The 13,738-nt window shown below is 61.0% G+C and carries 5 protein-coding genes; 1 reads left to right on the forward strand and 4 read right to left on the reverse strand.

Features of this window, described 5'->3' with window-relative positions; all coding sequences use genetic code 11:
• Positions 1–71: 71 nt before the first annotated feature.
• Genes ACVMDN_RS07060 through ACVMDN_RS07075 form a run of 4 tightly spaced genes read right to left on the reverse strand, consistent with a single transcriptional unit; the run spans position 72 to position 10,187 of the window.
• The gene (locus ACVMDN_RS07060; RefSeq protein ID WP_456835432.1) at positions 72–1,421 is read right to left on the reverse strand and encodes a hypothetical protein; all 1,350 of its coding nucleotides are present in this window, start codon (positions 1,419–1,421) and stop codon (positions 72–74) included.
• Positions 1,418–7,681 (reverse strand): AAA domain-containing protein, encoded by a 6,264-nt coding sequence (locus tag ACVMDN_RS07065; RefSeq protein ID WP_456835431.1) that lies wholly within the window; start codon positions 7,679–7,681, stop codon positions 1,418–1,420. The genes ACVMDN_RS07060 and ACVMDN_RS07065 overlap by 4 nt, the downstream gene beginning before the upstream one ends.
• Positions 7,678–8,346: a 4Fe-4S single cluster domain-containing protein gene (locus ACVMDN_RS07070; protein ID WP_456835430.1), complete on the reverse strand. Its 669-nt coding sequence runs from the start codon at positions 8,344–8,346 to the stop codon at positions 7,678–7,680. The genes ACVMDN_RS07065 and ACVMDN_RS07070 overlap by 4 nt, the downstream gene beginning before the upstream one ends.
• Positions 8,347–8,348: 2 nt before the next feature.
• Positions 8,349–10,187, reverse strand: coding sequence for an AAA family ATPase (locus ACVMDN_RS07075; protein ID WP_456835429.1), 1,839 nt, complete (start codon positions 10,185–10,187; stop codon positions 8,349–8,351).
• Positions 10,188–10,314: 127 nt separating this feature from the next.
• Between ACVMDN_RS07075 and ACVMDN_RS07080 the strand changes: the two genes are divergently transcribed.
• Positions 10,315–13,713 carry a TM0106 family RecB-like putative nuclease gene (locus ACVMDN_RS07080; RefSeq protein ID WP_456835428.1) on the forward strand — a complete coding sequence of 1,133 codons (3,399 nt, stop codon included), beginning with the start codon at positions 10,315–10,317 and terminating at the stop codon, positions 13,711–13,713.
• Positions 13,714–13,738 lie beyond the last annotated feature (25 nt).

Below are 13,738 nucleotides of genomic sequence, written 5' to 3' on the forward strand. Positions count from 1 at the left end.
CGGCTCCCATATGGGAGAATGGCTCTTCGAATATCTCGCTGGGTACGATCTCTCCGCTCCTTGGCCACAGCTCAAAGACCGCGGGCTCGTGTCGGAGCGACCTCTTCATCAGATCGACGACCCGCGAAGTCGGACACCACTTTGAGAGGAAATTGACCAACTGGACGGGCGCTTTCGATTGAGACGCTTCCTCCCGCCTTCGCGACCAGGGACTGCAGGCGTTCAAATTCGCTGCACCAAATAGTTTCCATGTCCCGATCCCGTCCGGCGTCGCGTACCTCGGTGGGATCTCCAATGCCGACTGCTCTCACCTGCATGATGTCCGCCTGCGATCCGGCCGAAAGTTCGACCCCATACCCTGGATTGGCTGGCTTTCGGAGAACGACCCGATCGCCCGAGACCCAAGCCGTCATCATCCCCTCGGAGACCTCATAACCGAGGCTCGCGAGCCCTTCCAAGACGGCGCGTCGCCGCTCCTCCGCAGCCATGGAGCGGACCTCGGCCTCGATCAGGAAATCGGCGCGCTTGACGAGTTCCTGGTCGTTGGAGCCGGACTCCGTAAGGGCCTGCTCGAGCTCGACGCGCAGCGCGGCCGCTTCGGCCGATTTCATCTCCGACAGTTCGGCGTGCCGCTCAGAAAGATCCCGTTCGAGGCGCGCGCGCTCGCGTCCGGTCTTGATCGCAGAGCTGAGATCGAGGAGCAGGCTGTCGGCAACAAGAGCATGCCGGGCGCGGGGCTCGGCCTCAAGAGCCGTGATCCGGGCAGAAAAAGGACTAGGATCGATCCCAAGGGCGGCAAGTTCGCCGAGGAGCTTGTCCACCTTCAAAAGCGCCTGGTCTTCGCTTGCGTCGGTTTGTTGGGAAGTCCACTCCTCGAGCGTGATACGGCGGTCGCCGGCACCGAGCCGGTCGGCGAGCGCCCGCTGACGCTCGGTGACACCTTCGGAGCGGTCCGTCGGCTGAAGCAGGATCAGCCCCTTGCTGACAGCCTTGTTGAGGCTCTCGACGGACGCCGTGGGGGTCGTAAGCTCGCGTCGAAGATCGACCGGGATTTCGATGCGGGAAGCTTCGAGCTTCGCGAGCAATGCCTGGGCGCCGGACTTAGCACGCCTCTGATCGCCCTTGCGTTTCGCTTCAGATTCTGCGGCCTTTTCCGCGCGTCGCTCGGCATCGGCGTTCAAATATGAGATGTCGGCTATGACCTGCTTTTGAAGCTCCGTGAACCTGTCCGCGTCGAGCATACGGCGGATCTCGTCGCGTCGAGCGATAACCCGGTCGATATCCGACTGATCGATCGTCCCATTACGTTTGCAGGTCGAAGTCCAAAATTCGATGGCCGCGTCCAGGCGCGCCAAGCTGCGGCGGCAAATTGAGATGATTTCCGCGCGGGTGACTATCCGGAAGGCTTTCGGACCACTCATTGGTATCCTCCTCCGTTATGCAGGGCGTTTTCGACGGCTTCCTTGAGGCGCTGACGCTCTTCATCCCCGGAATGGGTCCACGCGTAGGACGAGACCCGGTGAATGAACGGGACCGCTCCATTCAGAACCTTCGGTCGCCAGACTTCGCGCGCTCGGGCTCTTTGGAGCAACAAGTGCCGCGGAGCGTCGCACTCTACGCCTAGCGCATACAAACCCGTGCGAGGATCGGTGATCGCGAAATCGAGACTGAACGCGCCACCGTCGCGCGCCTTGGCCGGCTTCCATCCGCTGGTCTCCAGGAATTTCTCGACGGATTTCGTGAAGCCATCGTCTACGTGGTTTTCATATTCGTGATCCGCGCTCTTTTGCGTCACGAGGCGGTCGAGCAACGTCCTGCCGGATTCCGCCGATCCCTCCGAAACGGTACGGGCGTATTCGAGGTAACCCTGCAGATAGTCACGCGGTACACGCGGTCCGCTGCGCCGGGTCAGGAGGTCGGAAATTTCGGATACCGGCATGGACGTGACGATGACGACCTTTTCCCTCGCCCTGGTCACGGCCACGTTCAAGCGCCGCTCGCCGCCGGCATGACCGAGTGCACCGAAGCTCTTGCGGAAGACGCCATGCTCGTTGCGTCCGAAAGTGGTGGAGAACACGATGATGTCGCGTTCGTCGCCCTGAACGTTCTCCACGTTCTTGACGAAGAAACCCATATCCTCGCCGCCTTCGACGCGCTCGCGCTCCCGCATCAAGGCATCGCGAAACGCTTCGTCGTTTTCGGCGCGATCTTCCAGCGCGTCTTCGATTGCGTCCGCCTGCTTGCGATTGAATGTCACGACACCGACTGATGGCGGCGAAGCGTCCTCCCAAAGGCCGCTAAGATACTCCACCACATCGGAGGCTTCCTTGGGATTGGTCTGGCTCTTGTAGATGCCGTCCGAGCGAAGAACCTCGATAGGCTTGATCCTCCGGATCGTTTCGTCGGGGTGGCGAACCGGCACGCTAAGTCCGTTCGCGTAGAACGAAGCGTTCGAAAACGAGATGAGCTCGCGGTATTTCGAACGATAGTGGACCTGCAGGGTTCGGCTTTGGAGAGCGGAGCGCGCAAGCTGGAGCAGGTCGGGACAATCCTTGATCTCCCGCCGATTCCACGTTTCCGCGAAGGCTTCGCGTTCCTCTTCGGTCGCTTCCTCCTCCGGCTCCTCGCCATCGAAGATCGCCGCTTCGTCGTTCTCGACTTTGCTCGCGAAGAATGTCGTGGGCGGCATCTGCTTCTCGTCGCCGCTCACGATCACAATCTTGCTTCGGAATAGCGATGGCAACGCGTATTCCACCGGCATCTGGGACGCTTCGTCGAAAATGACGGTATCGAAAGTGCCGGGACGCGCCTGCAGCACGCGGCTCGCGATGTCGGGAGTCATCAGCCAAACCGGTCGCAGAGCGAAAAGGCCAAGCGGAGCGGCTTTCTCGATGAACTCTCGAAGTCGCAACGCCCTCGGTCCGCGAAGTCGAGTGATCGGTTCCCACTCCCGCGTCGGATGGACGCGGCTGACATCGATGCCATGGATCAGGAGCTCCCTGTTGCAATCCCTGATCTGCGCGTCGGCTTCGGCAAGCGACGTCACCTTCGCTTCGACCGCTCCGCTATCGAGGAGGACCTCCGGATTGGCGGCTTCCATCGCGCTCTTCCAGGCCAGCCGCGCCTCCCGCCCGATGGTTGCTCGGATGCAAGAATCAAGATCACCGGTACCGATCAGCGAGAGTTCAGCTTCCTTCGAGCGAAGAGTGCGGAAGATAGCGCGTTCCTTGTCGCCGAGACGAACGGAGCGGAGCCGAAATTCCTGGTATGGCATCAGAATCGGTAACGCTTGAAGTATTTCGGCGAGGGCGGCCTCGTTGGACCGGCCGCCGTCGATCGTCGCGCGTCGCGATTCGATCCAAGCCGCGTCAACATATCGGGCGAGATCATCCAGCGCCGCATGGCTTTGCTGCCGGACATCCTGCCTTCGAAGGGCGCGATCCGCTCGCCCGAAGAACCAGTCGATCCCTTCGACCTTGCCGGTCATGGCTGCCCGGTCGAGCTCAGCCCGGTTGGGGCAATCGTCGATGACGGTCACGAGGTTGTGGACGACCGCAAGTATCGAATGCAGGTTCCTGGAAAATTCGGCGAGTTTGCCGGGAGCAACGTCGTGATCGGGAGCCTTGCCGAAAAGCGCGGTGAGATATCCCGCCAACTGCATTCTCAGCGGCCTGAGCACCAACTCCAGTTCGGCCCCGCGCTGGAAAGACGAGATGGCTCGGTCGTCGTTGGCAAAACTCATGGTCGTCAGCAGAGCGCGAAGACGACGTTTTCGAAGCCAACGCATGGGATTGATTATTGTCAATCCCTTCGCTGGCTGGAGTACCGCTGCCGCCAGTTCCGAAGCGGATCGTAGCTCGTCGTCGTGGACACCCACCAGTTTCCGGACCTGCTCTGGCTGGTGCGCCGATGGATCAAGCGAAGCGAGGCGTTCCTCAAGCCAAACGAGGCCGGCGAGCATATTCGTGCCCTTGGACCCGCCCCCCTCGGGACTTCTAAACATCGGAAGCCAGCGTCCGAGATTGGCGCAAAGGCCCTCGCTGATCGAACGAAGCTTCTCGGCCGTCTGTAGCCATTGTGTGAAGGCATCAAAATCTGAAATCTTCAACGAGTCTGCGGTCTCCGCTTCCGCGTTCTCGCGCCTGGCCTCCAAGTCCGAGAAGGCCCGAAGGGATATACCGAACTCCTCCGCCGTTCCGCGGTCCGGGTTGAAGACTTTGAGAGAGGATAGGGGATTGCCCTCGAATTTGGCCGGAAGCCAATATCTCGCAAGCGGTCCGCAATTCTCCTCGACCGTTGCGATGTCTGACGGATGCAAATCCGACAGTAGCGAACGAAGCGCCGGCGCATCGATCGGCTTCGGCTCGTTTTCCTCGATGGCCAGGAGTTCGCCGAGCAATGACCGATAGGTCAATCCCGTCCGATTTTCGACTTCGTGCAAGGCGGCCTGTTGACGATCGAGTTCCGCTTCGAGCACGTCGATGCGAGCCGCCAATCGTTCGCGATCGCGTTTCCAAGCGGGCGAGCCGCCCGCGGGACGACTATGCAGGGCTTCGACCTGGGAACGGATCGAGCCAACGATGGCCTCGCGGTCTCGCGTCGCATCCGTGATCATGACGAACCGGTCAGCAAGTCGCTCTCTTTCGAGGCGCTTCCTGACGACGTCAATTGCCGGTTGCTTCTGGCAAATCACAAGCAGCGATTTGCCTCTGCCGATCGCGTCCGCCACCATGTTGACGATGGTTTGGCTTTTGCCCGTCCCCGGTGGCCCCTCAATGACGAGGCCTGGTGCCTGTCGAGCTTCGATCACCGCCGCCTCCTGGGAGGGATCGCTGTCGGCCGTGAAGTAACGATCGATCTCCCGCACCGGGGCCGGCGTCGGTGGCGCCGACCTCTGATCCGTGAGACGGAGTGCTGCCTCGAGCGCGGTCGCCGTGGGCGGCATTCCTCTCAAGAGCTGGAGATCCTTCATGACCGCCTGCCCCATAAAAGCGAGATGGAACAGCACGGCTGCCGGCACGATTTGTCGTTCGTGCGAGCCGACTTTCACGTCCTTACCGGGTAGCGGTGCCAACTCGCTTCCCGTAGGCGTGGCGAGCTGGCTGAACGCGTCCATCACATCCTGAGCCGTAAGACTGCCGCGGGTGAGCAGCTCGTCCGCCGCTTCCTGCCATCGTCTTGCTTCGGGAATTCCCACCATGCCTTCGAGGGCTGGGTTGACGACGACGTGTTCGGCTTCCGTCTCGGCATTCTTTTCGCGTCCGTACCCGATCGTGACGTGACCGCGGTTTCCGACCTCGGGCGACACGCTGACCGGCCAGAGCAGGACGGGCGCGATCCTCGGCTTCGTGTTCGGCTTCCCGTCCCGCATGAGGAGGAACGGAAATCCCATATATAGACCGTCGATCCCGGTATCTCGCTTGTAGAGCAGTGCATGGGAATGGAGAGACCGCAGTCTGCGTTCCAGACCTTCGTTCTCGGAAAACGCGGCAGGATCGATGTTCACTGCTCGGCCGGCCCGTGCCAAAAGAAGGCTGAGGATCTCCGATCCCGGCAGTCGCGTCGTATTCAACTCGGTCAGATCTATCCGCGCGGTCTTGCCGATGAGCATCCGCGTCAGCGGTCCGCGCAGTACGCCGCCTGATATTCTTTTCGCGAAGAAATCAAGAATGGTCGAAACGTAGCCTTGCTTGGGAAGCGGCTTCCACGTGTCTTTCGGAACCGAGAGAAGTGCGAGAGCACGACCGATCGGCATGCGTCGGTCAAGACGAAATTCGTCGGCCCATTCGTCGACCGTCGAAATCCCGCACCTGGCGAAGTTCTGTATACGCTCGTCGACGGCCTGGTAGATTTCACGACGAGGGCGCGCGAGTCTCGCCGCGGCCTCCTCCTTCGAAAAGGCGCTCAAGCCTGCCGATGAAGCCTGCTTGGCTGCCTCCTCGATCACCTCCGTCACCGAGCGGAATTGGCTCGGCGATGCGCTGAGAAGAATTATCAGGTCCTCTTCGGCCGACTGTCGCCGCTCCACCAGCGAAACGATGCCTGCATGATCGGTGTCGGGAAGCAGCCTCCGCTTTTCCTCCCACAGAGCCGACAAACGGGCCATCGACGTCGAGAGGAGTTGCACGCGAAGCAGGTCTTCCTCGACTTCGATATCGAGTTGTTCCAGGCGCTTTCGCACGGTCTCGGCGCGCAGTTTCAGCCGCCAAAGCAGATCGTCCGCATCGACCTTTCGAAGAAGATCTGGAGCCGGGCCCGTGATGAGGCTGAAGCCGTCGTCGGGATGGTCGAGCAACCAGCCGGGGGTAACGATGTTTCCCCGGACGATCAAAGGCATCGACGGGTTCAGCGTCTTCAACGAGATCGATAGCTTCAGATCTTCGTTCAGTTCCTCGACCCTTGCGAACTGTCGCAGCGCCGCGGGCACTTTGGCATCGAAGCCCGCCTCCGTAGCCCAGGTCGCCACCGCTCCTCGCAGAAGAAGGCCTCTTGCCTCATCCCAGTTGGATGCTTCGGCAGCGGCAAGTGCGAACATGCCGGCCGACCTGTACTGCTTGCCGCCGAGCGTGATGGACGCCCGCCCTTCTGCCTCGCCGGCTTTCTGCCCTGCAGGCGCCGACACTGCTTCGCCCGCCAGCCAGGCCTGAACTTCCTTCCATTGCCACCGCTGACGGCGATCACTTGCCAGAAGGCCCCGAAGAAGCAGGTCCATGGAAGGATCCAGATTCTCCGGCAGCGGCACGCCGTTGGTCAGCACGTGGATCAGGAAGGCCTGCTCGTTGATGCCTTCGAAGCAGGCTCCTGCCGTGATCCGCTCCAGCAGGATCATCCCCAGGCTCCACCAGTCCGAGGCCGCCGCTACGCCGCCCGCAATCGCTTCAGGCGCCATATAGCGGGTCGTTTCAAGCGGAGAGGCGATGTCGAGATCGAATTCCGAAAGACGTGCAGAGCCGAAGCTGCCGATAGCGAGGTCGAGCGGATCCCGGGAGCGGACGAAAATGGTGGAGGGACGGAGGTCCCTGTGGCGCAGGCCTGCCTCGGTCAGCGAATGCACGGCTCGGGCAAGTTCGCTGATGAACCTCTCCAGCGCCGTCCGATCGCCGATGTCCAGCGACAGATCCGCGATGGTGCCGCCCGGGAATTCCTCTACGACCTCATAAGCGCGCTCGCACCATCGACCGGTCGCGATTATTTCGGCGACGTGATCGCGCGGAAGTTTTCGCAGCAGATCGTAGATCGCTCCGTCCGGTTCGGACGCGGTCGCATATAGCGTCAGTACTCCGCGACGTCCGCTGGCGTCCTGCACGGCAGTGTAACGTTCGCGAACGGTACTCGACGACTTGATCCTGTCGAGAAGACGCCAGCCGTCGATGATGGTCTCGGCCGGCGATGGCTCGGGATCCGGTTGGGGTCCCGGTTCAGGCAGCGGTACGGGTGGCGCAGGTTCGTCGAGAATTTCTCCGCAGGTGCTGCAGATGAGGTCGCCCGGCGAGTTGGTGTGCCCGTTGCGACAAGTCGGATTGGATGGCGTCGGTGCCGGAGGGACAGGTTGCGGCTGGCCAGGGGGCGTGGGATCGATCGATGACAGGTCCCATCCGCAATTGTGACCGTCGACCGTGCCTTCGCAAAAGAACTCGGTGACGGGACGCTCGGTATCGCAATTCGGGCAAAGTCTAATCATGCCGGGCGAGCCAGCTTGGAGGAAATTCGCTTGTCCTCGGAAGTGTCGAGTGTCGATCCATTGCTTTCGAGTAATTCCTGCAGTCTGCGAAAATCATTGCGCGCGGGTATACCGGCAAACCAGACGTCGCCGTTTTCGTCGAACATGACATCGACGGACCGATCCCGCTCGTCGACCAGGCGCTCGAAGCTGGCGAACCGGGCGCGGCCTTTTTCCGTGATGAAGTGAAGTTCCTGATTGTCGCTTCCTCGCAGAGCAAGTGTCTGCTTTTCCTCGAAGTCGAAAGGCCCCGTAACGAGGGCATCGATCGTACCAGGGGACGTGCCAGCCATGTCGCGGATGTGCGCCCACGGATATCCGGTGAAGACGAGTATGTCGGCCTCGGTCTTAGACCTAATTCGTGCCGTGAGTTCCAACAGAGCGTCGGGTTGGTCGAAAGGCTCGCCTCCTGAGATGGTGATGCCGTCGGCCTTCGAGATCCACGGAATGATGGAATTGACGACTTCTTCGACCGTCGTGTTTCCCCATCGTTCCACCCAGGTGTCCATGGAAATGCAGCCCGGACAACGGATGGAGCAACCCTGAAACCAAATGCCGAGCCTTCGTCCGGGTCCTAAAGTCGTCACGGGAAAATGGATACGCGATACGGAGATGCGAACCGTCATCTCTAGGGCTCGCTTTCGAGACGAAGCGTCGACGATGCCCCGGTTTGAACTTCCAAGACCCGAAATCGGCTTCCTGCTGCTGCGCCGCTATCGAACAGACCGCGCGAAAGCGGGTTGATGAGATGGGCTTCGACCTGATTGCGTATGCCGCGTCCGCCGTTCGAAAGATCCGCCAGACACAGACCGCGCAGCGTCGCGCGCGCCTGCTCCGACAGTGTCACGTCGTAGCCTAGCGATTTGACGTCGTTCAGCAGGTTGTCCACCATCTGATCGAAGATCTCGTTGGCGACATCTCCGCGAATGAAATCGAAGACGATCACGTTCTCGCCGATGCGATTCAGGATTTCCGGACGGTTGAGCACTTGCTTGAAATGCTTTTCGATCTCGGCGCGGACTTTCCGCTTGACCGCATCGAACGTCTCCTCCGGCGTCACGTTCGCGATTCGCTCGCCCGTGGGGCCGGGGGTGTAGATACCGAGATTGGACGTGAAGACGATGAAAGCTTCGGAGAAGTAGACGCGATCCCCTCGTCCCGAGGTGAGAACGCCGTCGTCCAGGATCTGAAGGAATTTATCGAGGATTCGCGGGTGTGCCTTCTCGATCTCGTCGAAAAGGACGACGCTGAATGGCTTTTCCCGGATCGCGTTGGTGAGCTCGCCGCCGACGTCGTAGCCGACGTAGCCGGGTGGGGCACCGATCAAGCGCTGATCGGAATGCTCGGCGCTGAACTCGGACATGTCGAAGCGGATGTATGCGCTGTCGTCGCCGAAGAGCAGGCTAGTAATGGTCTTCGCGAGTTCCGTCTTCCCGACCCCGGTGGGGCCGGCGAGGAAAGCGACGCCCCTCGGTCGGCCTCCCCTCGGCGATTGCCCGATGCCGGTGACGGCGCGTTTCACGATGTCGAGCATGTGAGTGACGGCGTGTGCCTGCCCCTTCACGCGGCGCCTCACGAACTCGTCCGCCGAGCTGATCTTGTCGTGGCTTATTTTGCGCCACGGGTCTTCGGTGACGCCGACCTTGAACCGCCGAACCGCATCGGAGATGCGATCGAACGGGACGTTTTCGCTTCGGGAGAGCTGTGCGATCGCGCTGAGGTCGAGAAGCAGGAGTCCTTCGGTCTCGTCGACGAATCCATTGGTCGACTTCTCCAGGTCGGCCGGCGCGGCATTTTGAGCGCCGGGCAGTCCCCGCATCAACGAGCTGATCATGGTCCGCCTGGCCAGGTGGTCGGGCCGACCGATCGGTATGTGACGAATACGTGGATTGCCGATCAGGAACCAGTCGGGAAGGTCTCCTTCCTTGTCCACGATCCAGATCACCGTGTTGAAAAATGGCTGACGACGATCGCCGGCCGGGCGCGCGCGCGCAGAATGGGAAAGGATCAATGCGCGCGAAAATAGCTGATGTTCGGCAGGAGAGAGAGCCTCGCCGCGAGTGATCAAGCGCGACGCGAAGTCGATGATGAGGGCCGAGGGCGGGCCGTCGGATGGAACATGCCGTTCAAGGGCCGAGGCCAACAGATCGATACCGCCGGCAGCGGTTCCGTTTGCGGGCGATAGTCCAAGATGCGTCAGAAAGGTATCGTCGGGCGGTTCGAGGGCTCGAAAGCCGCTCAAAAGATCGAAGCTCGCGATCCGGCCATAGCCGGCGTCCTTCAGAGCGTCCGGCAATGCTCGGGCGAGGGATACGGATGTGATCTGGCCGGGCGCGGCCTCATGGATCTGGAGATCCCTGGTATTGCCCGAAAGGACGAATTGGCTTCGCAAGGGCAAAAACCGCAGCAAATCGCGCAGCCATCTCGCCTTCTCGACCGTACCAGCCCCCACCAGCTCAACCCCCATCCACACTCTTTGCGCGACTATAGTAGATTACTCGCCTCTTTCGAGCCTGATCGCCTAGGAAAATGGCATAATGGGCGCACGCGAGACGGCCGAGTAGGGTCGTCGGCGAACGGCATCGTGGTGGGGAATGCAGAACGTCGGTGGGAATTTGCACCTTAGTTCGACCGATCTGGTCGGGCACCTGAACTGTAGGTATCTGACGGAACTCGATCTCAAAGTGGTCAAGGGCGAGCTTCAGAAGCCCAAGGTCTGGGACCCGGTTCTTGAGACCCTTGCCGAGCGCGGTTCCGCGCACGAACAGGCCTTCATCGATCACTTGAAGACGCTCGGCATGACCGTGACGGAGATCGATGGAGTCGGGCTCGATCCCAAGTCTGTTTCGGCCACCTTGGAGGCCATGACCCGCGGCGATGCGGTCATCGTTCAAGGAGCATTACAATCGGGGACGTGGAACGGCCGGGCCGACGTGCTTCGCCGGGTGGAAACGCCAAGCCGGTTCGGTGCCTGGTCGTACGAAGTTACCGATACGAAGCTCGCGCGCGAAACGAAGGGGAACACGGTACTGCAGATATCACTTTATTCGGACATGCTTTCGGCGATGCAGGGCGTCGAGCCGACTGCGGCCCACGTCGTCACCCCGGGTACGAATTTTGAGCCGGAAACCTACCGTATCGCCGACTACTCAGCTTACTACCGGCATGTGAGATCCAGCCTCGAAACGGCTATCACCAACGGCGCCGGCGCCGCCTATCCCGAACCGATCGAACATTGTGACATTTGCCGGTGGCGCCGTGATTGCGACGATCGAAGGCGGCGCGACGACCACTTGTCGCTGGTCGCCGGTATCAGCAAGTCGCAGATCGGAGAATTGACCAGATGCGGAGTCGGCAGCATGGCCGCGCTCGCCGCCATGCCTATTCCCCTGGAATGGAGGCCAGAACGCGGAGCTGCCAAAAGCTACGAAAAGGTCCGCGAGCAGGCGAGAATTCAGGTCGAAGGCAGAACGAGCGGCTCGATGAAGTACGAGGCGTTGCCGCCGATCGCCGGCTTCGGCCTGTCACGGCTTCCCGCGCCATCTCAAGGCGATATATTCTTTGACTTCGAGGGTGATCCCTTCGTGGGAGAAGGTGGTCTGGAATTCCTGTTCGGTTACTCCTTCCTCGATCGCGAAGGGAAGCCGACGTACTTCGGCGACTGGGCTTCGGACCGACGGGAGGAGCGGGCCGCATTCGAGCGTTTCGTCGACTTCGTGACCGAGCGCCTTAAATCCTACCCCGATCTGCACATCTACCATTTCGCGCCGTACGAGCCGGCCACCATGAAGCGCCTGATGGGCCGTTACGCCTCGCGCGAGAATGAGGTCGACAACCTTCTGCGGGCCGAGATCTTCGTCGATCTGTTCGCCGTCGTCCGCCATGGGGTTCGCGCCAGCGTGGAGAGCTATTCGATCAAGAAGCTGGAGCCCTTGTACTCGTTTACCCGCAGCGTTCCCCTGGAGGACGTCGGAGCGGTCATGGCCAGGACTCAGGCGCGCCTCGAAATGGCGGATGCCGCTGGCGTTCCCGAGGCGGACAAGGACGCGATCCGCGGCTACAACAAGGACGACTGCGACTCGACGGCCGCGCTACGGGAATGGCTCGAAGCGCTGCGCGCCAGTCTCATTGCCCGCGGCGAAGTGATCGAACGACCCGTTCCAAAGCCCGCTGAGGTTAGCGAAAAACTCGGCGATTGGCAGAAGAGGGTGGCAGTGCTCGTCGGTCGGCTTACGGAAGGCATTCCAGACGACGTCGCCGAAAGGACGGTCCAGCAGCAGGCCCGCTGGCTGCTGGCATTCATGCTAGACTTTCACGGTCGGGAGAAGAAGGCCGTTTGGTGGGAATATTTCCGGCTACGTGATCTTTCCGCCGAGGACCTCCTCCACGAACGCGCCGGTCTCTCGGGGCTTACGTTCAAGGAAGCAGCCGGTGGCACCGCAAAGGTGCCAGTTCATAGGTACAGCTTCGTCCTTCAAGATACCGATCTTCGGCCCGACAGCGAGCTCAGGAGCGTCGGCGGGCAGAAGTTCGGTAGCGTCGTCGCCATTTCGCATGAAGACCGGACCATCGACATCAAGAAGCGAGGCGACACAGCGGAATTCCATCCGGAAGCCGTCTTTGCTCACAAATCGGTGGATCGCGACGAGCGTCCCGAGGCTCTCTTCCGGCTGGGGCAGTACGTGGCGGAAAATGGAATCGAAGGAGCCGGCGAGCACCGCGCCGCGCGCGATCTTCTCCTAACGACCGCGCCGCGGCTGAAGGGAGAGAGCCTGCAGGTCGTGGGCGAAGATAGTTTGAAGACCGCCACGCGGGTCGCGCTTGCGTTGGACCAGAGCGTCTATCCGGTTCAAGGGCCGCCGGGCGCCGGGAAGACATTCACCGGGGCCCGCATGATCTGCGCTCTTGTGCGCGCAGGAAAGCGAGTTGGGATAACCGCCAATAGCCACAAGGCTATCCGCAATCTTCTCGACGAGGTCGTCGAGGCTGCAGGCGAAGAAGGTCTTCCGATCCGCTGCGTTCAGAAGGTCGATGAGAAGCATCAAGAAGACGATCTCGACAGCTTGAAGTTCGTCAAGAAGAACGAGCATGCCCTCGATACGCTGCAGACGAACTGTTCCGTCGGCGGCGGGACATCGTATTTCTGGGCCCGGCCTGACGCACGCCTTAGCGTCGACGTGCTGTTCATCGATGAAGCCGCGCAGATGGCTCTCGCAAACGTGCTGGCCGTCGCACAAGCTACGCAGAGCGTCGTTCTGCTGGGAGACCCGCGGCAATTGGAGCAGCCGATTCAAGGAAGCCATCCCGATGGCGTCGGAGTTTCGGCCCTGGACCATGTCCTCGGCCCCCATGCCACCATTCCGGCCGATCGAGGTCTGTTCCTCGCCGAGACGTGGCGGCTTCATCCGCTCATCTGTGCCTTCAATTCGGAATTGTTCTACGAAGGTCGCCTAAAGTCTCGGCCGGGACTTGAGCGGCAGGAAATCAGGATCAAGTCCGGACTCAACGGCTCTGGCCTTCGGTACCTTCAGGTCCAGCACGACGGAAATCAGAGTTCGTCGCCGGAAGAAGCCGATGCGATCCGCGACCTCATCGCGGACATCCTGGGATCCGGCACGACCTGGGTCGACCGAAAAGGTACTGAGTCCCCGATCTCGCTCGACGATGTCCTGGTCATCGCGCCGTACAATGCGCAAGTCTTCGAGCTTCAGGAGCGACTTCCCGGCGCTCGCATCGGCACCGTGGACAAATTTCAGGGCCAGGAGGCGCCAATCGTCATCTATTCCATGACGACCTCCAGTCATGCGGATGCGCCACGCGGAATGGAGTTCCTGTACAGCGCCAATCGGCTGAACGTTGCGGTTTCGCGAGCGAAGTGCATTTGCATAGTTGTCGCTTCGCCGCGTTTGTTTGAGGCCGAGTGTCGGACACCTCGTCAAATGCAACTTGCGAATGCCTTTTGTCGGTATGCCGAGATGGCGTCGGTATTGTAAGATTCGTCGCTTTGGAATTATGGAA

This window comes from Bradyrhizobium sp. USDA 4510 (assembly GCF_054059095.1).